Origin of the sequence: Corynebacterium riegelii (genome assembly GCF_016728505.1) — a bacterium.
Classification (GTDB): Bacteria; Actinomycetota; Actinomycetes; order Mycobacteriales; family Mycobacteriaceae; genus Corynebacterium; species Corynebacterium riegelii.
This window is the reverse complement of the sequence record NZ_CP068159.1, coordinates 1,349,948-1,373,215: the sequence shown is the minus strand read 5'-3', so window position 1 is coordinate 1,373,215 and position 23,268 is coordinate 1,349,948. Positions and strand designations below refer to the sequence as shown.

Below are 23,268 nucleotides of genomic sequence, written 5' to 3'. Positions count from 1 at the left end.
ACTACCTACGCCTACTATCAGGAGGAGTAGATCGCATGGCACTCGGCGACGGCCCGCTAATCGTCCAATCGGACAAGACCGTACTGCTTGAGGTCGCGCACCCAGACGCTGCGAAAGCCCGCGCGGCGCTCGCCCCGTTTGCGGAGCTTGAGCGCGCACCTGAGCACGTGCACACCTACCGCATCACCCCGCTGGCGTTGTGGAACGCGCGTGCCGCGGGCTTCGACGCGGAGCAGGCCGTGGACGTACTGGAGCGCTACTCCCGCTTCCCTGTCCCGCAGGCGCTGCTCATTGACGTCGCGGAGACCATGGCGCGCTACGGCCGCCTCAAACTGATCAAGCACCCGGCGCACGGTCTGATCCTGGAGTCGGATGACCCGCTGATTCTCACGGAAGTCCTTCACAGCAAGAAAATCCAGCCGTTGGTTTCTCGGCCGATTGACCAGGTGACGGTGCCAGTGCATCCGTCCTCACGCGGCCAGATCAAACAGGAGCTGATCAAGCTGGGCTGGCCGGTAGAGGACCTCGCGGGCTACGTCGACGGCGAATCCCACCCGATCGCACTCAACCACGACGGCTGGGAGTTGCGCGATTATCAGCAGTACGCCACCGAGTCCTTCTGGGAGGGCGGTTCCGGCGTGGTCGTCTTGCCCTGCGGCGCGGGTAAAACCATCGTGGGCGCGGCATCCATGGCGCAAGCGCAGACCACCACGCTCATCCTGGTTACCAACACGGTCGCTGGCCGCCAGTGGCGCGACGAGCTGTTGCGCCGCACCACGCTCACACCTGAGGAAATCGGCGAGTACTCCGGTGAGCGCAAAGAAATCCGCCCCGTCACCATCGCCACCTACCAAGTGGTCACCCGCAAAACCAAGGGCGAGTACAAGGCGCTCGAACTCTTTGACTCCCGCGATTGGGGCCTGATTATTTACGACGAAGTCCATCTCCTCCCCGCCCCCGTCTTCCGTATGGCCGCCGACCTGCAGTCACGCCGCCGCCTGGGCCTGACCGCCACGCTCGTGCGTGAGGACGGCCGCGAGGACGACGTCTTCTCCCTCATCGGCCCCAAGCGTTACGACGCCCCCTGGAAAGAACTCGAAATGGCCGGCTACATCGCCACCGCCGAATGCGTCGAAGTGCGCACCACACTCACCGCGGAGGAGCGGCTCGTCTACGCCAGCGCCGAAACGCGTGAGCGCTACCGCCTGGCGGCGTGCTCGCGGGGGAAGCTAGAGGTCGTCGAAAAGCTACTGGCCCAACATGCCGGCAAGCAGACCTTGATCATCGGCGCCTACGTTGACCAGCTGGAAGAGATTGCCCAGCACATTGGGGCTCAGCTTATCGACGGCACAACGTCCACCAAAAAACGCGAAACCGCCTTCCAAGCGTTCCGGGACGGCGAGATCTCCACCCTTGTGGTGTCCAAGGTGGCGAACTTCTCCATCGACCTGCCAGAGGCAGCCGTGGCCATCCAGGTCTCCGGCACGTTTGGCTCCCGTCAGGAGGAAGCGCAACGCCTGGGCCGGCTGCTGCGTCCGAAGGCCGACGGCGCCGAGGCACTGTTTTACACCGTGGTCGCGCGCGACACGCTTGATGCCGAATACGCCCTGCGCCGCCAACGCTTTTTAGCGGAGCAAGGCTACGCCTACAGGCTTGTAGACGCTGACGACATCTAAACAGCCGCCATCTAGACTTGTACCCCATGAGCGACATGCACGTATTCAAATTCGACGTGGACGAGGCGTACGCCAAGCAGCACAATGAGCTGCTGCGCAACACCAAGTACCTCGTGATCTCCGGCATCTCACTATTTGCCATCAGCGTGGCCGCCGGTGTGGCCATCTGGTTTCTTGTAGACCCCGCCTCCCCCTGGCACCTCCTCGGTTCCCTCGGCCTGGTGCTGTTTGGCGTGATGATGTTGATTGTCGCCCTTGTTATCCCCCGCGGCGTGGTCAGCCCGCAGCAGCTGTATAACGACAATCCGCTGGCACCCGCCATGATCACTGAAAACGTTGGCACCACCATTACCGTCACTGCGCTGGTGAACGCGAATGTGGATCCGGGGCAGAAGGAGAGGTGGGCGTTGGCGTCGCAAATCGTGCGCCCCTTGCCGCAGGAAAGCAACGCGGTTGGGACGAAGGTGCCGGTTGCCGCGGTTGGCGCGCAGCGCTCCACGCACGACAAAGAGCACTGGCAGGCGATCACCCCGATGCCGATTGTGTGGGGCACCCCGGACGCGTCCGTTGTTGAGACCGCCCAGGCGGCGATCCCGCAGCGTCAGTGGGAGATGCTCAACCGCGCCCGCAAGAACGATAAGCTGCTGCAGGCCTCAAAGAAGGGCCTTGCGGTTATCTAGGGCGTTTATTTAGCGCGTTTGCTTGCGCCCCATTGCAAGGCGAGTGCCACCAGCAGCACACACGCCGGCACCGTAAAACCGGCAATGATGGAATTTAAGTAGATCGGCAGAATCAGCAGCGGGGTGAGCGCCAGGCCGAAGAAGCGGGCGGAGAGCACCACAGCGTTGAATCCTGCGCCGCCTGGTGTGCGCAACACCGAGTAAGACACGGTGGTTTGTAGGCCTTGCGCACTGGTCATGGCGATGCCCCAGAGCACTGCGATACCGATCGCCCACGGCAGGTGCGCCATCGATGCCACCGCGAGCGCTCCCGTCACCGCACACGCAGTCAGAATCTTCAGCGCCCCGAAGCGATCCACCGAAGCACCAATCTTTGGCGCGAAGAAGAACGCCGCCAGTCCGCCAACCATGATCACCAGGCCGCGTGTAGATGCGGGCATCCCAAACACGGACTGCAAGTGAATCGTCAACACCGTAGTCATACCGATGATGCTCACACCTACCGCAAGCACGGTCAGGATATGAATGATCATGGTCCCCCACGCCACCTTTTCCTTGACGGAGCTCTTCGGGATCCTTTCCGACGCCGGCACCCCCACCACCACCATCAACCCCGCAAGCACCATTACGGCCACATGCATGAGCTTCCAGTTGACTAACGACGCCGCACCTGCCACCAACGGCCCCGCACAATTGCCAAGGGACTGCATAGCAAAGTAGCGCCCCAACGCCTGACCCAACTGCCCCGCCGGGACCGTATTGCGCAGAATGATCTGGAGAATCGGCAGCGTAAATGCGTTTGATACCGACATCACCAGCACGCCAGACAGGAACATCGTCCACGTCGGCGCGAGGAAACAGATCAGTGAGCCGATAAACGTCAGCGCATACGCCCATTTGATCACCGTGTGGGGCGCGGTGTAGCGAACCAGCGCCGATGAGAACAGCATCAACGACGCAAACGGAATCATGTACAGGGTGACCACAAACGATGCTTCCTGCACCGTCTTCCCAAACGTCACCGCCATATCGGGCACCATGGCGATCAGCGTTTGCGATGCCATCGGCCCGATCAGACCGCCCAAATACAGCATCTGCGTTTGCAGATGCTGCGAACGGGATCCGTTAAACATATGCTCCAGATTTCTTACAAAACAGCCAAAAGAGTGAAGGTAGCCGCAATGATAACGCCGGTAATAAACAGCCACACGAGGCAGTAGCCCATAATGCTTCGCGCGTTAAGCCCTGCCACGCCCAAGAGCGGCAGTGCCCAGAACGGCTGAATCTGGTTAGTCCAGGAGTCACCCCAAGCAAACGCCATGATCGTCTGCGGAATATCTGCGCCGATTGCCTGCGCGGCTTCCAGCATGACCGGGCCTTGAATTGCCCACTGGCCACCACCGGAGGGAATAAAGATGTTCACCAAACCGGCCACCAAGAACGTGATCACTGGGAACGTAGCCGAGTTGGCAATCCCGATAAACGCGTTAGAGAAGACCTCAACCAGACCGGAATTCGACATGATGCCGGCAACGCCCGCGTAAATCGGGAACTGCAAAATAATGCCGCGGGTAGAGGTGATTGCTTCCTGTACCGCAGCGAGGAAGTGATTGACGCTGCGGTGGGCAAAGAGAGCAAGCGTAAGGAACAGGAGGATAACGGTATTCAGGTTGATGTCAAAGCCGTTATCCGCGAAGTGCAAAACTAGGTATGCCAACGGCAGCAGCGCCAGAAGGATTAGCAGCACACGGGAGTTATCCAAGCGCTCAGCGAAAGACATTTCAGACTTGTCTGGCTCGTCTACTTCCAAAGCCTTCTCATCAACGGTTTCCACAAAGCCCACAACCTGGTCCTGTGGAACCTTGATGAAAGCGTAGAACGCAACGATGGCAGCGAAGATCAACAACGTCACCACAATGTTCCACCATGAGTACAAGGTCTCAGTGACCGGGATGATGCCAAACTCCTCGTACATGAAGTGATCTGGCGTTGCCATAACCACCGGGATTGAGGAAGACGGGCCACGCACAATCTCAGCCGAATACGCAGCAGCAACAACGAGCGGGAAGTGAAGGCCCTTGACCTTCTTACCCATTTCACGCGCAACCAACGCGCCAACAACCAGACCAAGGCCCCAGTTCAAGTAGCAGCAAATGAACGAGATCACTGCCGTCAACGCGTAGGCCTGGTTTGGGGTATTCGGGATATCCGTCAGTTTGTCAAGCATCTTCTCCACGACGGGGCTGAGTGCAAGAACAAAGCCCGTGAGGAGAACGAGAGCCATTTGCATACCAAAGACAAACAGCTTGGAGAAGCCCTCGCCCCAATAGTTGACTACATCAACCGGAGTGGAATCGGTGAGCCCAAGAGCCGCCAGCACCACGAGGAAGGTAAGCAAAATAGCGAGGACAAAAGCGTCCGGAAGATAACGCTGAACCACGCGCGAAGTGACATTCGCTAAGGCATTCATGGACCACTCCATCAAATAAGCACGGACCACAGTCATAGGAAACTGTGACGGGTAACGCTATCAATCTAAGTGGTAGGCCCGAATAAACTAAACACAAAAAATGCGCGGGGGTGGAAAGTATCCACTAATGGTAGGCCCATTGCTCGCTTCAGCATGGAAGAGCCAAGCACTACTTCCCCAGCCAGCGAACATGCAGGCCAGGCATTGAAAAGTGCGAACTACAAAGTGTTCGCCACACGAACCGACGGGGGTAAAAACGAACAAGGTCTAATAGCAAGAGTATGTGCGCCTACCGGTGCACAACCGATTCGCTGCTAGTCGATACGTTGCTAGTCGATACGTTGTTTCCAGCCGTGTGTGTACACATTCGACCTGGGGTTTTACAGGTGTCTTTTCGTTATCGTCTAGCAGGATTCGGGGGGCACAAACACACAAAAAGCAGCCCGTCTGCCACGTGTGTGGCAGGCGGGCTGCTTGATCATGTTTTGAAGTTGTTGGGTCGGCGGTAACCTACTCTCCCACACCCTCCCGAGTGCAGTACCATCAGCGCGGGCAGGCTTAGCTTCCGGGTTCGGAATGGGACCGGGCGTTTCCCTGCCGCTATCAACCACCGACACATCTTGGGGGCCATGTAATGGCGTTCCACTACCTGTTATGTACAAGGGGTGGTGTGTCAGATACCGGAAAGTGGACGCGACAGTCACTGTTACATTCAGTGTTTGCTTGTTGTGTTGTTGTTTGTGTTGGTGGATTAGTACCAGTCACCTCATCACATTGCTGTGTTTCCAGTTCTGGCCTATCAACCCCATAGTCTATAGGGCACCTATAATGAAACCTCATCTTAAAACAGGCTTCCCGCTTAGATGCTTTCAGCGGTTATCCCTTCCGTACGTAGCCAACCAGCGATGCTCCTGGCGGAACAACTGGCACACTAGAGGTACGTCCGTCCCGGTCCTCTCGTACTAGGGACAGCCTTCTTCAAGTTTCAACGCGCGCGGCGGATAGAGACCGAACTGTCTCACGACGTTCTGAACCCAGCTCGCGTGCCGCTTTAATGGGCGAACAGCCCAACCCTTGGGACCTACTCCAGCCCCAGGATGCGACGAGCCGACATCGAGGTGCCAAACCATCCCGTCGATATGGACTCTTGGGGAAGATCAGCCTGTTATCCCCGGGGTACCTTTTATCCGTTGAGCGACACCACATCCACAAGTAGGTGCCGGATCACTAGTCCCGACTTTCGTCCCTGCTCGACTTGTAAGTCTCGCAGTCAAGCTCCCTTGTGCACTTACACTCTAAACACCTGATTGCCAACCAGGCTGAGGGAACCTTTGGGCGCCTCCGTTACATTTTGGGAGGCAACCGCCCCAGTTAAACTACCCACCAGGCACTGTCCCCAACCCAGATCATGGGCCAAGGTTCAGGTATCCACTACGGTCAGAGTGGTATTTCAACAACGACTCCACAACCACTGGCGTGGCTGTATCAACGTCTCCCACCTATCCTACACAAACCGCACCGAACACCAATACCAAGCTGTAGTGAAGGTCCCGGGGTCTTTTCGTCCTGCCGCGCGAAACGAGCATCTTTACTCGTACTGCAATTTCACCGGGCCTGTGGTTGAGACAGCAGGGGAGTCGTTACGCCATTCGTGCAGGTCGGAACTTACCCGACAAGGAATTTCGCTACCTTAGGATGGTTATAGTTACCACCGCCGTTTACTGGGGCTTAAATTCTCCGCTTCGACCCAAAAAGGGTCTAACAGGTCCTCTTAACCTTCCAGCACCGGGCAGGCGTCAGTCCGTATACATCAACTTAACCGTCTTCGCACGGACCTGTGTTTTTGATAAACAGTCGCTCCCCTCTCTTCTCTGCGACCCACACCAGCACACTAACCGCATGTGTTAGCTACCGGTTTGGGTCCCCCTTCTCCCGAAGTTACGGGGGCATTTTGCCGAGTTCCTTAACCACAGTTCACCCGCTCGCCTTAGTATGCTCTACCTGACTACCTGTGTCGGTTTCGGGTACGGGCCGTCTACACACATCGCTAGAGGCTTTTCTCGGCAGCACAGGATCACCACCATCACCCATATATGGGCTACGCATCACGCCTTGCACATATAACAACCGGATTTGCCATGTTGTCGTGCTGCACGCTTGCACCAGAATCCAATAACTGGCGTGGCTACCACTCTGCGTCACCCCATCACTTACCTACAACAAATCAGGCCCCACGCATCACCACCAACCACACACCACAAGGGTGCGTATATCAGTAGCTTTGGGTGGTTAGTATCATTGCTTCAGCATTGGTCGCGTGTAGGCGGGTACGGGAATATCAACCCGTTGACCATCGACTACGCCTGTCGGCCTCGCCTTAGGACCCGACTCACCCTGGGAAGACGAACTTGACCCAGGAACCCTTCGTCATTCGGCGGATACGATTCTCACGTATCATTCGTTACTCATGCCTGCATTCTCACTCGCGTGCAGTCCACACCCCCTTACGGTAATGCTTCACCCCACACACGACGCTCCCCTACCCATAGTAAAAACTATGCCGCGGCTTCGGCGGTGTACTTGAGCCCCACTGAATTGTCGGCGCGGAACCACTCGACCAGTGAGCTATTACGCACTCTTTCAAGGGTGGCTGCTTCTAAGCCAACCTCCTGGCTGTCTTCGCGATCCTACATCCTTTTCCACTTAGTACACCCTTAGGGGCCTTAACCGGCGATCTGGGCTGTTTCCCTCTCGACTATGAAGCTTATCCCCCACAGTCTCACTGCTATACACCACTTTTAACCGGCATTCGGAGTTTGGCTGACATTGCTAAGATGATAGTCCCGCTCAACCAACCAGTAGCTCTACCTCCAGCAAGCTTGTATAACGCTGCACCTAAATGCATTTCGGGGAGAACCAGCTATCACGGAGTTTGATTGGCCTTTCACCCCTACCCACAACTCATCCCCTCAGTTTTCAACCTAAGTGGGTTCGCGCCTCCACAACCTCTTACAGCTGCTTCACACTGGCCATGGGTAGATCACCCCGCTTCGGGTCCAGGACATGCCACTAACAACACCCATTTCGGATTCGCTTTCGCTACGACTACCCCACAGACTGGGTTAACCTCGCGACATGCCGCTGACTCGCAGGCTCATTCTTCAAAAGGCACGCCATCACACAAAAGATGTGCTCTGACGGATTGTAAGCGCACGGTTTCAGGAACTCTTTCACTCCCCTCCCGGGGTACTTTTCACCATTCCCTCACGGTACTATCCACTATCGGTCACACTGAGTATTTAGGCTTACCGGGTGGTCCCGGCAGATTCACAGCAGATTTCACGGGCCCGCTGCTACTCGGGGAAAAACACATACACCCAACATGATCATGCCTTCGCGTACAGGACTCATCACCTTCTCCGGTGCACCATCCCAGGCGCTTCCGCTGACACAACCACATCAAGCAAGTCACTGACAGATAACTTACGATGCGCCCCACAACCCCACATGCGCAACCCCTGCCAGGTATCACACACACATGGTTTAGCCTCATCCGCGTTCGCTCGCCACTACTAACGGAATCACAATTGTTTTCTTCTCCTGCGGGTACTGAGATGTTTCACTTCCCCGCGTTCACCCCCATACAGGCTATAGATTCACCTGCAGGTAACACCACATAACTGGTGCCAGGTTTCCCCATTCGGACATCCTCGGATCAACGCTTAGTTGGCAACTCCCCGAGGCTTAACGCAGCCTCACACGTCCTTCATCGGCTCAGCATGCCAAGGCATCCACCGTACGCCCTTAATCACAAACAACGATTCACATACTAAAGAACAAACAAAAAACAGAAAAAACAGAAAAACAAACACACACCCAAACACCAACCTAAAAGGCCAGCATCCAGATGCATGATGCTCGCGTCCACTCTCCAGTTCTCACACACCACACCCACACACCAACACACCACCCAAACCAGGTGACACATCAGCATGAGGCAGTTAGGAACACACACATTCGTGTTGCCCCAGACACCCAACAGCATGCCAACACATACAAACGCTTGTAGAAAATGATTACTGTGCGATACCCCGATATTGCGTTCCACACCACCTTCTGGTGTGGGGTATGCATCCACCCGGATTCTTTTTAAAAAACAACTAGTGGCAGTCACACACTCGGCGACATCAACCACCAACACCCACAACTGTGGGTTAAACATAAAGCTCCTTAGAAAGGAGGTGATCCAGCCGCACCTTCCGGTACGGCTACCTTGTTACGACTTCGTCCCAATCGCCGATCCCACCTTCGACAGCTCCTTTTGACAGGCCACTGGCTTCGGGTGTTACCAACTTTCATGACGTGACGGGCGGTGTGTACAAGGCCCGGGAACGTATTCACCGCAGCGTTGCTGATCTGCGATTACTAGCGACTCCGACTTCATGGGGTCGAGTTGCAGACCCCAATCCGAACTAAGGCCGGCTTTCAGCGATTCGCGTCCCCTCACGAGGTAGCTGCGCGTTGTACCGACCATTGTAGCATGTGTGAAGCCCTGGACATAAGGGGCATGATGATTTGACGTCATCCCCACCTTCCTCCGAGTTAACCCCGGCAGTTTCTCATAAGTCCCCACCATCACGTGCTGGCAACATAAGACAAGGGTTGCGCTCGTTGCGGGACTTAACCCAACATCTCACGACACGAGCTGACGACAACCATGCACCACCTGTACACCAGCCACAAGGGAAACTACATCTCTGCAGCGATCCGGTGTATGTCAAGCCCAGGTAAGGTTCTTCGCGTTGCATCGAATTAATCCACATGCTCCGCCGCTTGTGCGGGCCCCCGTCAATTCCTTTGAGTTTTAGCCTTGCGGCCGTACTCCCCAGGCGGGGCGCTTAATGCGTTAGCTACGGCACGAACCCCGTGGAAGGGACTCACACCTAGCGCCCACCGTTTACGGCATGGACTACCAGGGTATCTAATCCTGTTCGCTCCCCATGCTTTCGCTCCTCAGCGTCAGTTACTGCCCAGAGACCTGCCTTCGCCATCGGTGTTCCTCCTGATATCTGCGCATTTCACCGCTACACCAGGAATTCCAGTCTCCCCTACAGCACTCAAGTTATGCCCGTATCGCCTGCAGTCCCACAGTTAAGCCGTGGACTTCCACAAACGACGCGACAAACCACCTACGAGCTCTTTACGCCCAGTAATTCCGGACAACGCTCGCACCCTACGTATTACCGCGGCTGCTGGCACGTAGTTAGCCGGTGCTTCTTCTCCAAATACCGTCAAAATTCGTCTTTGGCGAAAGGAGTTTACAACCCGAAGGCCGTCATCCCCCACGCGGCGTCGCTGCATCAGGCTTCCGCCCATTGTGCAATATTCCCCACTGCTGCCTCCCGTAGGAGTCTGGGCCGTATCTCAGTCCCAATGTGGCCGTACACCCTCTCAGGCCGGCTACCCGTCGACGCCTTGGTAGGCCATTACCCCACCAACAAGCTGATAGGCCGCGAGCTCATCCCACACCGAAAAAACTTTCCACCACAACACCTACGAAGTGGTCCTATCCGGTATTAGACCCAGTTTCCCAGGCTTATCCCGAAGTGCAGGGCAGATCACCCACGTGTTACTCACCCGTTCGCCACTCGAGTACCCAAGCAAGCTTGGGCCTTTCCGTTCGACTTGCATGTGTTAAGCACGCCGCCAGCGTTCATCCTGAGCCAGGATCAAACTCTCCACAAAAACGTTTCAGCAGAAACAGGCCGTGAAAAGCCCAATACCTAACCAAAAACAAACCAACCAACACAACACACCAAAAAGCATGAAATGTCAGCCTGGCTTAAAAATAAAATCCTTGAATTACTTTACGTTTCTTGGCCATCCGACGAGGAAAAACACCAAGAAACAACATTTTCAGCAAAACATCACCATGTGACGCACCGAAACAGACAATGCCACCATCCAAGATTCATGACACTACCAACCGGCACACACCACAACACGTGGCACACACAACAACATTCCACAAACAAAATGCATTGGCACACTATCGAGTTCTCAAACAACACACGCACACCCCGTTAGAACCATTCTCGGCTCTAAGCGAAAGTAGCTTGTACGACACTACAGTTTCGATCTATCTGTTGTCAACCCGGCGTTTAAACCTTGGTTTCTTACAGTTCATCAGACCGTAACCTTTATGCGATTAGATTGTTCCTTCTCCCCGGCCGAACCGGCTCGAAGCAACGGATGAAGATATAACCATGAATGGAAAGACCTGGCAAATCGCCAGGTCAAAGGGCATAATCCTGGATCAGTGGTACGTCGCTAAGGGACCATTAGGACCCTGGATGACCTGGACCGGCGTGTTGAAGATCTGGGTGAGCAAGTCATCCCTCATGATCTGCTCCGGCGTACCAAAGGCCACCACCTGGCCGTTTTTCGCAGCGCAGATGTAGTCCGCATAGCGGGCAGCAAAGTTGATGTCATGCAGGACAATGACCACGGTGCGTCCAAGTTCGCGCGCGGCTGCTTTCAGGTGCTGCATCATGTCCACGCTGTGGGCGATGTCGAGGTTATTCAGGGGCTCATCAAGCAGGACGTACTCAGTTTCCTGACACAGCACCATCGCTACATACGCGCGCTGGCGCTGACCTCCGGAGAGTTGGTCCAAGAACCTGTTCTCCAGCTCGCGCAGGTCCAGAAAGTCGATGTACTTGGACACAATCTGCTCGTCCTGGGCAGTCAGGCGACCACCTGAATACGGGAAGCGCCCGAACCCGACAAGCTGACGCACCGTTAGACGGGTAACAAAGTGGTTCTCCTGTCGCAGGATGGACACCACTTTCGCCAGGTCCTTGGACTTCGTGCTGGACACGTCCATCTGGCCGACAGCAATCGTGCCTTCGTCCAAGTCCAGCAGACGGCCAATCATGGTGAGCAGCGTGGACTTACCTGCACCATTCGGGCCCACGAGCGCGGTAATGCCACCGGCGGGAATGTCCAGATCAACCGGACCGATAGTGGTTTCTGCGGAATAGTCCTTACGAACGCGTGAAAGCGTAATCACAGTCTTCCCTTTCTCAGGATCACCACGAGGAATGTCAAGCCACCGACAAGCTCGATGATGATGGACACCACACCCTGCGCGTAAAACACGTGGTTCATCAGGAAATACGCGCTGGTCAAAATACAGAAGCCCATCAGTGCCGCCATCGGCAGCAGGTATCGGTGGTCATAGGTGTCAGCAAATTGATACGTCAGCGTCGCCACCAGAAAGCCGAGGAAGGTCATTGGTCCAACCAACGCGGTCGACACTGCCATCAGCACCGCCACCAACACCAAGATGTAAATCGCATTACCGCGGAAGCTCACGCCCAAATTCATGGCGGCATTTCGCCCCAACCCCAGCACGTTCAAATACCGTGAGCGCAGCAAAATAAGCACCACCGCCGCCGCTACCAGTGGAAGTGCAATTGGGTAGTACGACGGGTCAGCGTTATTGACTGAACCGAAGAGTCGCGCCGTGAGCACATCAAAGTCACTCGGGGTGAGCATGCGCTGCATGAACGTGGACACGCTGGCCAGGCCGCCACCCAGCACGATGCCGACGAGCAGCATCGCATGCAGGTTCGCCTCGTTATCACTGAGCAACCAGGAGTACAGCACCAGTGACAGGCCAATCATCAACGCAACCTGCAGCACGAACATACTGGTCGTTCGCCCTTGCAGCAGGCCACTTACACCAAAGAAGTAGATGGTAGCGGTATGGATAGCCACGTACAGGGACTCAAAGCCCATGATTGAAGGCGTGAGAATGCGGTTATTGGTGATGGTTTGGAACGCAACCGTCGCAAAGCCTTGGCACACTGCAACAATCGCCATCGCGGTCACGGCTGCAAGCCGGCGCTGCGCAATCAGCCAGTAGCCGCGGGAGCCGAACTCCATCGGGTTGTTGTACGCCAACAGGCCAGCACCGCATGTCAAAGCCACCACCAGCAGCACTCCCATGACCACCCAGTAGCGCTTTTTGCTTGTCGACGTTGCGAAGCTGCCCACCGAACGATTAGCCACGACACGATTAGCCACGCCGCACCTGCTTCACAATCAAAGCGATAAACACCACAGCACCAACCACACCCAAGATGACCGACACCGGCATTTCAAACGGTGCGATGACAGTGCGGCCAAGAATGTCGCACACGGTCACAATCGTGATGCCAAGCAGGCAGACCCACGGGAGGTTGGAACGCAGGTCGTCGCCACGCATCATGCTCACGATGTTCGGGACGATCAAACCAAGGAACGGCAGATTGCCCACCGTGACTGTGACCACACCGGCGGCGATGGCAACCAGCGAGGTCCCCACCAACACAACCCGGTTGTAATTCAGTCCAATATTGGTGGCGATATCCTCCCCCAGCCCCGCCGCAGTAAGCCTGTCCGCATAGAAGAACACGGCGATCACGACCGCAAGCACGATCCACAAGACCTCGTACTGACCAACGATGACGCTGGTAAAGGACCCGGCAAACCACACCCCCAGGGACTGCAGCAGGTCTGTTTTCAGCGCGAAGAACGTGGACACAGAGCTCACAACTGCACCGAGCATGATGCCCACAATCGGCACAATCAGGCTTGAACGTAGCGTCACTTTGCGCAGGAAAGCGAAAAACACCATGGTGCCCACAAACGCGAATACCACAGCCATGACCATGCGCGTCATGATGGTGCCGTTTGGAAACAGCACATATGACGTCAACAGACCAAGTCCAGCCCACTCCGTCGTACCTGTTGTGGTCGGTTCCACAAAACGGTTCTGCGTCAACATCTGCATAATCAGTCCGCACATTGCCATTGCGGCACCGGCAAGTACCAGTGCAATGGTGCGCGGAACGCGGGTGGTTTGGAACATCTCCCACCCGTCAGCAGATCCCAGAATGTCGTATTGCCCCACCGCCAACGACGCTACAAGGAGCGCCGCGACGGCGAGGCAAGCCAACCCTAGCTTCTTAGTCACGTTGTACGACGTTACTCGATGTTAGGTAAGGGTTACTTATTGGCCTCAAAAAGCTCTGCGAGCTGGTTGAGGATCTCGGTGTACGTCAGGATCGACTCGTTGGTGTACGTGTCATTCGGTGCGACGTAGATGTGGTTTTCCTTCACCGCGGTCACGTTCTTCAGCGCAGCGGAGTCAGTCAGCACGCTCAGCGCTGCCGGGGAGCCTTCCTTGACTGCAGCGTCGCGGTCAAGCGCCAGAATCCAGTCCGGGTTAGAGTCAGCGATCGCCTCAACAGAGATGTCGTCACCCTGGTGATCGTTCGTACCTCCAGCAATCTCCAGTGCCGGGGTGAAACCGATCAGGTCAAACAGCGGCCCCCAGACGCGGCCAACACCCGGTGCAACGTAACCAATCTCACCACCCGAGACGTTCACACCCATGACGGTCTGCTCCGGGTTGTACGCCTCACGCACGCGAACGATTGCCTTAGTGAAGTCCTCAACAACCTTCTCAGCCTCGGCCTGCTTGCCAAAGACCTCGCCAAGCTCCAGGGTCTGGCGGATCAGCTCACGATCGAACGGCTCGCCTTCACGAGGTTCGAACTCCAGCAGCACTGCGTCCGGAACGAGCGTTTCAATCTCCTGGTCGTATTTCCTGAAGCGCTGGCCAGAGACGACGACATCCGGGTCAGCAGCAACAATTGCCTCGAGGTTCGGCTCACGGTGGTTGCCGATATCCACGATGCTCTCATCATCCTTCAAGCCCGGGATGGTCTTCGGCACCAGCGCACGCGCGGCAGCAACCGGCTTGACACCCCAGGCGTCCAGCAGCTCGAAGGAGCGGTTATCCAAAGCGACGACGCGCTTCGGCGGAACCGGCACCGTCTTCTCGCCGTAGTTGTCAGTGACCGTTACGGTGCCGTCTGCAGACTCAGAAGCCTTCGATGCTTCAGCTGCAGAGGTGGTTGCTTCGGAAGCCTCAGCAGCGGTGCTGGAGGTAGCCTCGGAGGCAGACTCCGTGGAGGAGCAAGCGCCAAGCGCGAGGGCACTTGCGGTGACTACTGCGACGAGCGCGGTACGGGAAAAACGGATCATGTTCGTCCTTCTCTTAAGTGTGGAGGTTAGGATTACCTCGCCTACCTTAGGGCATGCACACCTACATTTCAAGCATTACCCCCGCGCTTTCGTGAACATAAAGGTCACAGCGTGAAGCTTACAACCTAACCATCAACGCTTTGAGGCAAAACGACCCATCTTGGACTAGCGGTTGTAAATTAACTGCTGTATTTCTTCTGGCCATTCGTCTTCCGGTGCGTATTCTTCGTCCCAACCATCCTCAGGTTCTCGGACAGGCGGTGTCGGCCCGAAAAAGTCTGATATTTTCGGTTCCCTCACCGGCTCCGGCAGCACCGCCTTGATCGGGAATATAAGGCCGTATTCTTCCTCCAACGCTGCGATCTGAGCATTGGCCTGTTCAAGATCGTGGTGGTTATCAAAATCGTCCAGTATTTTGTGACCCTTGGCGTAAAACTGCGCGACTCGACTACGACGCTGGCATACCTGTTCAAGGTTGCTCTTCCACCGTGGGGCCGCGGCGTGCGTGTTGTAGTCGATCAAGCTATCTGGGGTGGTCAGTTCATAGGTGCCATTGGAAAACAGCCACAAGATTTCACCCGTATCCGGATCCGGAACATAGAAACCACGCTTATCGGTCTTCAAGTTGTGATGCTTTTGACACAACGGATACAAGTTACTCGGTGTGGTTTTACCACCCTGGCCAAACGGAATCCGGTGATCCAACTGGCATAGCTGGGACGGGACGTTGCACCCCGGAAACACACAATGCGTATGACGAGCACACACCACGCGACGCATTGCTTCAGTTGGGGTGTAACTGTCGGTGAGCGCTTGGAGTTCTGCCTCCATATCTACTTCTGTGACCTTTGCTGTTGCCAGCAGGTCATCAAGTGCTGCGGTGGCTTCCGGAGTCAGTGCCCCAACCCCTGGCACATAGGCTGGACCACCAGCCTTACGGCCCTTCGGCACAAACACATGCAGCGTGGCTTTTGTTGGGGTGATCTCACCCGAAAGCAGTTTCACCATCGCATCAGCCATCGATGTTTTATGCTCCCGTGCGGTAGCCAACACATGCTCTCGCACCACACGCGCAGTCAACGGGTTCGTCGACAATGTGACCAACGTTTTCACAGTCCCGGTGTATGCAGATTCCTCAAACGTCAACACGTCATCACCAGCATGTGCTTGAGCCACACGTTGCTGACGTCGCTTCGGCTGATAGGCACACGTTGGGTCAATCCGTTTAATCATCTCCCGGATACGACGAGTAATCATCGTGGTTTTTGGTGCGTTTTGCCCAGGCCGCTTCGGAGTAAACGTAGCTGTAAGCATTGCGTCGAACTCGGCATAGGCCTCATCAGTAATCTCTGGACCGAGTTCAGCCAGCGCGACATCAATCGAGCGAAGGTGCTGCAGATCCATCACACGCGTTTCAGCCTGCAAGGCACGAAGCTGCGGTAAGTGCTGCAGGCGTGCATGCGAGAAGATGGCTTGCTCAACCACGCTTTTAGCCCACCCAGTTGCTTCCCCGATGGCCACTACTTCCACTTCGAAGTCATCAATACTTGCCCCAGGGATGGCGAAGCGGCCGAATTCATCCCAGTACACGTCGCGGATACGTTGACCGCGGATGCCGCGTGGATCATCTGGCCGCTGTGTGCGGAAGTATGGTTCGCCCACGGTGTACCCCCATTGCTGCTTTGCCCTTTATTTTGTTGCCCTAATTATACCCGACAAATCATTCGACACGCAAGGCCTAACCCAGGATTTATTGCATTAATTTTCGTTTATGCATTCGGCAGACACACTAGCGGTTGCATTCAGTATACTCACCGATCACACACGCCCCTGACCAGCAAAAACAGGGAAACTAGAAGCTAGAAAAACACCGTGTTTTCTCGCTCCATCCACGCTCCCCTGCCACTTTCGGAATCCCAGCAGGTCACGCCCGTTTCCTCCACCGCACAGACGAAGGGTCCGTGGTAGACCACCTCGCCGTATTGCACTACCTCGGCAGAAGGTGAGCCCTCAGGCCACACCAAATCCGAGTACAGCGGGGGCTCATTCTGCTCACGGACGTATCCGTGCAATACCTCGACCATCCAGCGAGGCATCCCCAGTTCACCGATGCCGTACTGTTCCGTTTCCATGTAGGACTCGACACCGCAGTCGAACATCGGGGGATTTTCAAGATTCATCATGCAGCCGATGTTTCCGGAAGGCGCAGTAAACACTGCGTACTCAACATCCATGCCTTCATAGCTCTTCACCGTTGCTATCGGGCGAGCATTCGACGGAATCGGGCCACCTGCACCTGGATACGCTAGCGGGGCGCCAGGCACGCCGTGCTCGGGCTCAGCAGGATCAGAAGCAGGCACAGAACTAGGTGCGGAAGTAGGTTCAGAATCAGGTTGGGGAGCTGACTCCGAAGCAGGAGGCTGCGAAACCGTTTCACCAACAGTTTCCGTCACTGTCTCCGTCACGGTCTCGGGCGCGCCACCACATCCCGCGAGCAAGCCCGCGGCACATACGGCAACCAGTCGTGCATTGAACGTGCGATTCATGCCCCAAAATTTTAAAATCGGCACCTGTAATGTACGTCAGAAGAAACGTAAAACCCGCTGACATCGCTTTGACCAGCGAGTTTTGCCCTCCACACCACCGTCCGGCGGGGGCTCCTTTTGCTTATCGACGCCACCGTCGCCCCAACCCCGACACCAACAGACCCCTAGAAAACGTGTTGGCTTTGGTGTCGCCCTCAATCAAACCCATGATCACCTGGTTGGTATCAGCCAATGCGCTTGAATATCGGGGAAACGAAAGCAAACGAGAGGCCTTAGCTACTTCAACCTGTCCGACACGGCAGCTGACTAAAGTGACCATCAACTAGCAACAATGAACACGAGGACTAACACCGTTATGAAAAACTCCAGATCACCCCTCACAACGCACACCGATTCCACAGGCGAGTTCGTCATCTACAACACGGAGGACGGTCGGACCGAAGTTCACTTACGTCTTATCGATGGCTCAGTTTGGATGACCCAGGCCGAAATGTCCGAGCTTTTCGATGTCACACGTGCCAATATCAGCTCGCACCTTACAAACATCTATGCGGATAGCGAACTGAGCAGGGATCGAACTATTAAGAAATTCTTGACAGTTCGAACTGAAGGAGATCGAAACGTCACTCGCTCCACTGAACACTACAACCTCGATGCCATCATGGCCGTGGGCTTTCGCGTACGTGGGCCCCGCGGAACGCAGTTCCGCTCTTGGGCAACCACTGTCCTCAAGGAGTACCTCATCAAAGGCTTCACCCTTAACGACGAGAAGCTGAAAGACCCTCTCGGTGTGGACTACTTTGACGAGCTCCTCGCGCGCATCCGAGATATCCGCTCCAGCGAAGCGCGACTCTACCTCGAGCTGCGCAACATCATTGCCCTTGCGGACGATTATGATGCCAACAGTCAACGCACCCACTACCTTTTCGCGAAGATCCAGGACAAGCTCCACTACGCCATCACCGGCAATACTGCCGCCGAGATCATCGCCACCCGCTGCGACCCATCTGCTGACAATCTCGGCCTGACCAACTGGAAAGGCGGGGTCGTACGCAAAGGTGACGTCACGACAGCGAAAAACTACCTCACTGATGATGAACTGCGGCGGCTTAATTTCCTCGTATCCGGATTCCTCAACTACGCCCAGGACCAGGCCGAACGTCGTAAAGTTATCCACATGTCTGACTGGCTGGACAAGGCAGACCAGTTCATCGAGTTCAATGACTACGAACCACTGAACGATCACGGCCGCATTACACGCAAAGACGCAAATAAGCTCGCTGAGGACCGCTATAGCCTTTACGACACGGGACGTAAAGGGATTGAGCATCGCGAAGCCGAAAACGATCTCATCGAGGCGCTTAAAGAAGCAGATCGAAAACTGATCTCCCAAAGGAAACGTCTCCACCCACGGAGAAAACCAGACTGAGAAACCCCCAGGCCCGTGAGGGTCTGGGGGCTTGTGTTCAGTGGAGCCGCCGGGAATTGAACCCGGGTCCTTCACCACCGCGCCAGGGCTTCTCCGTGCGCAGTTCGCACAGAATCTCTACTCGGCCCTCCGGATCAGACGAACATGTCCGGATGACGGGCCCAGTCAGTGAAAGGTGTCCCTTCCAAGGCCCCACTGACAGGGCCGGAAGGCAAGTCCCCTAAGTCGACGCCAGGTACCGGGTCGGGGACTTCCCCGGCCTGACGGACACGCAGGTCGCTAGCTCTATTTATTAGGCAGCGAGGGCGTAGTCACGCTGAGAGTTCTTCTCTGCGTTTATTAGTTACAGCGACGCTTACGGTGGTCTCCTGCCTGCACCGGCACGCTTCCCCTGGCTAAGTAGATGAAGTCGAAACCAGAATCGACCCCATGTCCACTACGAGAAAACGTAGGTAAAGAAGCACTCTAGCTTGCCGACGGCCTCACGCGCAAGAACTCCACCACCGCATCGGGCCCGGCGTCAACCGCAAGGCGCGCAGCTTTGGCCACTTCGGTGGCGGGCATCTTCGGCAACGCGTCATCACCAGCGAGCATGTCGGTGTCCGTGCGTCCTGGGTGCAAAGAGGTCACACGGATCTTGCCGGCTTCTTCAAGTTGCAGTGACTCAGTAAAGCCGCGGAGTGCGAACTTGGAGGCGCAGTAGCCGGAGTTATCTGCAATTCCGTGGAAGCCGGCGCCGGAGTTGAGGGTGATGATGAGGCCACGTTGGCGTCGTAAAGCAGGAAGCAATGCGCGAGTCAGGGTGACTGGCGCGAACAGGTTGACCTCCATCATCCTGCGCCACGCGGCGTCATCGAGCTGCTCCAGCGGGCCATGCTCCATCACGCCGGCAGAAAGGACGAGCACATCGAGCTGCTCGATCTGGGAAGCGGCACGCAGAATCGCATCGGTATCCGTCAGGTCCGCAACGAACGGCTCAGCGCTTGGCAGCGCGGCGACAACCTCGGAGGCATCGGCCGAAGCACCTGCATAAATGTGGTGGTCTTTGCCCAACTCTTGCGCAATCGCGCGACCAATGCCGCGGGTGGCACCCGTAATCAGTGCAGTCTTCTTCATCGTTTACGCCTTAATCCCCTTCAGCTTGCGGCCCAGCTCGCGCGTGATTTCACGGTCCTCAGTGCGGCGCTTAATGTCACGGCGCTTGTCATAATCCTGTTTACCCTGCGCAAGGCCGAGTTCGACCTTGGCGCGCCCGTCCTTCAAATAGAGGGAGAGGGGGACGAGGGTGCGGTTGCCGTCCCGAAGCTTGCCCTCCAGGGAGTCAATCTCCCGGCGGTGCATAAGCAGCTTGCGGGTGCGGCGCGGAGGATGATTCGTCCAGTGTCCGCGCGAGTACTCCGGAATGTGCATGTTGCGCAGCCAGACCTCGCCGTTGTCAATGGTTGCGAAGGCCTCCACGAGGGAGACTTTGCCCTCGCGCAACGCCTTAATCTCGGTACCCTGCAGCACAATGCCGCACTCCCAGGAATCCAAGATGTTGTAGTCATGGCGAGCCTTCCGGTTAGTGGCAAGCACCCCGGAATTGCTCAGCTTGGACTTCTTTTTCTTGGCCATAAGTGTCCAAAGTCTACTACTTACGCACGTAGGAACGAAGCGCCACCTGCGCGGCCAGCCCGCCGATCAGCATCGCACCAAGTCCTACCAGCGGCAACACCACAAACACCGCAGAATCCGGCACGTGCGCAACCAGCTGCGAGGCGTAGAGCTCCCCCAGCATGGAGTCAATAACGGAACGTTTGCCAACCCATACCAACAGCGTGGCCAAGACCGACCCCATGAGCACAGAAAGCACCGCTTCAAGCACGAACGGGGCTTGGGTGAACCACCGGGACGCGCCCACCATGCGCATGATGCCGATTTGTTCACGACGGTGAAACGCCGCCAACTGCACCATATTCACAATGAGAAACAGCGCCGCCAACCCCTGCACGGCCGCCACCATCCAGGTGACGTTGCGGAAGGTGTCCATCGTCTTCGCCGCCTGGCGCACGGTATCCGCCTGATCGGTAACCACACTGACCTGCGGCATGGTGGCAATCTCACTAATCGGGCCCTGGTCGCCCGGATCCTTCAGGCGCACGTGTAGCACCGCCGGCAGCGCCTCCGGGCTGGTCTCGCGCACCAGGTCCGGCTCGGTGTCCTGGAACAGCTCCACGAAACGCTCGTAGGACTGCTCGCGGGAGCGGAACGTCACCTGCTCCACCCGATCGTCGCTCTGCAGTTTGTCACGCACCTCAAGGCAGGCCTCGGAGGAACAGTCCTGGTCATTGGCCGAAATCTCTTCGTCCAGCTCCACCATGACCTCAACGCGGTCAAGGTAGAGGTTCTTCGTCTCAGCAGTCGCGCGCGACATCAAAATGCCCGTGCCCACCAACGCCAGCGACAGGGCGGTAGTAATCACCAGCGCGATCGTCATGGTGATGTTGCGGCCAAGGCCCTTAATGCCCTCGCGGAAGATAAAGCCCCAGTTCATTTATGCCCTCCCGTAGACACCGTTGGCGTCATCACGCACAAGCTTGCCCAAATCCAACTCAATGACACGTTTGCGCATGTCGTTGACCGCACGCGCGTTGTGCGTGGACATGACCACGGTCGTGCCCAGCCTGTTGATGCGCGCCAAAAGCGCCATAATCTCATCTGCCGTATCAGGATCCAGGTTGCCCGTCGGCTCATCCGCCAGCATCAGCTTCGGCTTGTTCACAAACGCGCGCGCAATCGCCACTCGCTGCTGCTCACCGCCCGAGAGCTCATGGGGCATCCTTGTGCTTTTGGACGCCAGGCCCACCAACTCCAACGCCTCCGGTACCAGTTTGGCAATCCTGGTCTTTTTCATACCAATGACCTCTAGCGCAAAGGCAACGTTGTCGTAGACGTTCAGCCGCGGCAGGAGGCGGAAATCCTGGAAGACGTAGCCAATAGCCTGGCGCAGCTTGTTCACGTCCTTGCCCTTGAGCGCATTGACGTGGAAATCGTTGAACCAAATATCGCCCGAGGTGACGTTTTCCTCACGGATCATCAACTGCAAAAACGTCGACTTGCCGGAACCGGACGGGCCGATAAGAAAGGCAAAGTCCCCGTCTGGAATCTCAAGCGAGACATTATCCAGGGCGGGCCGTGTCGACGTTGGGTACGACTTGGTCACATGGTCAAAGCGGATCACGCCGACCACTCTACCTGTTACGGGTGTGACTATTGTGACTCGGTTTGCAGCTGCGCCATGCGCCAGCGAATGCCAGCTTCGAGGAAGCCATCGAGATCCCCATCGAGCACCTTCTGGGGATCTCCCACTTCGTACTCCGTACGCAGGTCCTTGACCATCTGGTACGGGTGCAACACGTAGGAACGCATCTGGTTGCCCCAGCTTGCGTTGCCGCCAGCGCCGAGAGCATCCATCTCGGCCTTTTCTTCTTGGCGCTTCTTTTCCAAAAGCTTGGACTGCAACACGTTGAGCGCAGACGCCTTGTTTTGGATCTGGGACTTCTCGTTTTGGCAGGTCACCACAATGCCGGTTGGGATATGCGTGATGCGCACCGCGGAGTCGGTGGTGTTCACGCTTTGGCCACCCGGGCCGGAGGAACGGTAGACGTCCACGCGGATGTCTGCATCCGGGATGTCAATGTGGTCGGTTTGCTCCACCACGGGAAGCACTTCTACCTCAGCAAATGAGGTCTGGCGGCGCCCCTGGTTATCAAAGGGAGAGATACGCACCAAGCGGTGCGCGCCCTGCTCCACGGAGAGCTGGCCGTACATGTATTCACCGTGCACCACGAACGTTGCGGATTTGATGCCGGCTTCTTCGGCGTAGGAAATGTCGTAGACATCTACTTTGTGGCCGTGTTTTTCAGCCCAGCGCACGTACATGCGCATCAGCATTTCCGCCCAGTCTGCCGCATCCACACCACCCGCGCCGGAGCGGATGTTCACCACGGCTTCGCGCTCGTCGTACTCGCCGGAAAGCATCGTTTGCACCTCAAGCGATTCGATTGCCGCAGTGATCTCGGCAAGCTCATCGTCTGCCATGGAGGCGTCGCCTTCCTCTTCGGCAAGCTCGTACATCACCGGCAGGTCATCCAAACGCGAGCGCAGCGACGTGACCTTCTTCAGGCGCGCCTGCACGTTGGATAGCTCGGTGGTGACTTGTTGGGCGTGCGAAGGATCGTCCCAAAGCGAGGGGTCCTGTGCCTGCTGTTCAAGCTCGCGGACGCGTTGCGCCATGGCGTCGAGGTCCATCACCTGCTCAATAGTCTGCAGGGTGGTTTCGAGTTCCTTGATGCGAGCTTGGGTCTCCGGTTGCATAACCATGCAGTCT

At 56.6% G+C, this 23,268-nt stretch carries 17 protein-coding genes, 3 rRNA genes and 1 other RNA gene; 3 read left to right on the top strand and 18 right to left on the bottom strand.

Annotation, left to right across the window (positions count from 1 at the left end; genetic code table 11):
* Nucleotides 1–35: 35 nt before the first annotated feature.
* Together I6I71_RS06365 and I6I71_RS06360 are read left to right on the top strand one after the other, a co-directional pair.
* Complete coding sequence (locus tag I6I71_RS06365; RefSeq protein ID WP_201819545.1) at nucleotides 36–1,676, top strand: DNA repair helicase XPB; 1,641 nt, start codon at nucleotides 36–38, stop codon at nucleotides 1,674–1,676.
* Between the two features lie 26 nt (nucleotides 1,677–1,702).
* Nucleotides 1,703–2,356: a DUF3239 domain-containing protein gene (locus tag I6I71_RS06360; protein ID WP_236587260.1), complete on the top strand. Its 654-nt coding sequence runs from the start codon at nucleotides 1,703–1,705 to the stop codon at nucleotides 2,354–2,356.
* A 5-nt stretch (nucleotides 2,357–2,361) separates the two neighbouring features.
* Here I6I71_RS06360 and I6I71_RS06355 read toward each other — a convergent pair whose 3' ends face one another.
* From I6I71_RS06355 to I6I71_RS06300, 12 genes are all read right to left on the bottom strand, one after another.
* Nucleotides 2,362–3,489, bottom strand: a complete 1,128-nt coding sequence (locus tag I6I71_RS06355; RefSeq protein ID WP_201819542.1) for an MFS transporter — start codon at nucleotides 3,487–3,489, stop codon at nucleotides 2,362–2,364.
* A 14-nt stretch (nucleotides 3,490–3,503) separates the two neighbouring features.
* Nucleotides 3,504–4,826 carry a short-chain fatty acid transporter gene (locus tag I6I71_RS06350; protein ID WP_201819539.1) on the bottom strand — a complete coding sequence of 441 codons (1,323 nt, stop codon included), beginning with the start codon at nucleotides 4,824–4,826 and terminating at the stop codon, nucleotides 3,504–3,506.
* Between the two features lie 497 nt (nucleotides 4,827–5,323).
* Nucleotides 5,324–5,441 (bottom strand): 5S ribosomal RNA (gene rrf / locus I6I71_RS06345).
* 117 nt (nucleotides 5,442–5,558) lie between these two features.
* Nucleotides 5,559–8,644, bottom strand: a 23S ribosomal RNA gene (locus I6I71_RS06340).
* An 11-nt stretch (nucleotides 8,645–8,655) separates the two neighbouring features.
* A complete protein-coding gene (locus I6I71_RS06335) occupies nucleotides 8,656–9,048 on the bottom strand; it encodes a hypothetical protein (RefSeq protein WP_201819536.1) in 393 nt (130 codons plus the stop codon).
* A 12-nt stretch (nucleotides 9,049–9,060) separates the two neighbouring features.
* A 16S ribosomal RNA gene (locus I6I71_RS06330) occupies nucleotides 9,061–10,571 on the bottom strand.
* Together the 16S, 23S and 5S rRNA genes form the textbook arrangement of a ribosomal RNA operon.
* Before the next feature lie 571 nt (nucleotides 10,572–11,142).
* Nucleotides 11,143–11,898: an iron ABC transporter ATP-binding protein gene (locus I6I71_RS06325; protein ID WP_201819533.1), complete on the bottom strand. Its 756-nt coding sequence runs from the start codon at nucleotides 11,896–11,898 to the stop codon at nucleotides 11,143–11,145.
* Complete coding sequence (locus I6I71_RS06320; protein WP_201823496.1) at nucleotides 11,895–12,839, bottom strand: iron chelate uptake ABC transporter family permease subunit; 945 nt, start codon at nucleotides 12,837–12,839, stop codon at nucleotides 11,895–11,897. Before I6I71_RS06320 ends, I6I71_RS06325 begins: the two co-directional genes overlap by 4 nt.
* Before the next feature lie 70 nt (nucleotides 12,840–12,909).
* Nucleotides 12,910–13,848, bottom strand: coding sequence for an ABC transporter permease (locus I6I71_RS06315; RefSeq protein ID WP_236587258.1), 939 nt, complete (start codon nucleotides 13,846–13,848; stop codon nucleotides 12,910–12,912).
* 32 nt (nucleotides 13,849–13,880) lie between these two features.
* Nucleotides 13,881–14,924, bottom strand: a complete 1,044-nt coding sequence (locus tag I6I71_RS06310) for a siderophore ABC transporter substrate-binding protein (RefSeq protein WP_201819518.1) — start codon at nucleotides 14,922–14,924, stop codon at nucleotides 13,881–13,883.
* 165 nt (nucleotides 14,925–15,089) lie between these two features.
* Entirely contained in the window at nucleotides 15,090–16,586 is a 1,497-nt protein-coding gene (locus I6I71_RS06305; protein ID WP_201819517.1) for an HNH endonuclease signature motif containing protein, read from the bottom strand.
* A 197-nt stretch (nucleotides 16,587–16,783) separates the two neighbouring features.
* Nucleotides 16,784–17,470 (bottom strand): hypothetical protein, encoded by a 687-nt coding sequence (locus I6I71_RS06300; protein ID WP_157045305.1) that lies wholly within the window; start codon nucleotides 17,468–17,470, stop codon nucleotides 16,784–16,786.
* A 592-nt stretch (nucleotides 17,471–18,062) separates the two neighbouring features.
* Here I6I71_RS06300 and rhuM point away from each other — a divergent pair.
* Nucleotides 18,063–18,899 (top strand): RhuM family protein, encoded by an 837-nt coding sequence (rhuM, locus tag I6I71_RS06295; protein WP_236587257.1) that lies wholly within the window; start codon nucleotides 18,063–18,065, stop codon nucleotides 18,897–18,899.
* 38 nt (nucleotides 18,900–18,937) lie between these two features.
* On the opposite strand, the gene ssrA is transcribed toward rhuM, so the two are convergent.
* The 6 genes from ssrA to prfB form a co-directional block, all read right to left on the bottom strand.
* Nucleotides 18,938–19,328, bottom strand: a transfer-messenger RNA (tmRNA) gene (ssrA, locus tag I6I71_RS06290).
* 36 nt (nucleotides 19,329–19,364) lie between these two features.
* The gene (locus tag I6I71_RS06285; RefSeq protein WP_201819515.1) at nucleotides 19,365–20,015 is read right to left on the bottom strand and encodes an SDR family oxidoreductase; all 651 of its coding nucleotides are present in this window, start codon (nucleotides 20,013–20,015) and stop codon (nucleotides 19,365–19,367) included.
* A gap of 3 nt (nucleotides 20,016–20,018) precedes the next feature.
* The gene (gene smpB, locus I6I71_RS06280; protein WP_070463271.1) at nucleotides 20,019–20,513 is read right to left on the bottom strand and encodes an SsrA-binding protein SmpB; all 495 of its coding nucleotides are present in this window, start codon (nucleotides 20,511–20,513) and stop codon (nucleotides 20,019–20,021) included.
* Between the two features lie 16 nt (nucleotides 20,514–20,529).
* Nucleotides 20,530–21,432 carry a permease-like cell division protein FtsX gene (ftsX, locus tag I6I71_RS06275; RefSeq protein ID WP_201819513.1) on the bottom strand — a complete coding sequence of 301 codons (903 nt, stop codon included), beginning with the start codon at nucleotides 21,430–21,432 and terminating at the stop codon, nucleotides 20,530–20,532.
* Nucleotides 21,433–22,119 carry a cell division ATP-binding protein FtsE gene (ftsE, locus tag I6I71_RS06270; RefSeq protein ID WP_052206419.1) on the bottom strand — a complete coding sequence of 229 codons (687 nt, stop codon included), beginning with the start codon at nucleotides 22,117–22,119 and terminating at the stop codon, nucleotides 21,433–21,435.
* 29 nt (nucleotides 22,120–22,148) lie between these two features.
* Nucleotides 22,149–23,255, bottom strand: coding sequence for a peptide chain release factor 2 (prfB, locus tag I6I71_RS06265; RefSeq protein WP_201819511.1), 1,107 nt, complete (start codon nucleotides 23,253–23,255; stop codon nucleotides 22,149–22,151).
* Between the last annotated feature and the right edge of the window lie 13 nt (nucleotides 23,256–23,268).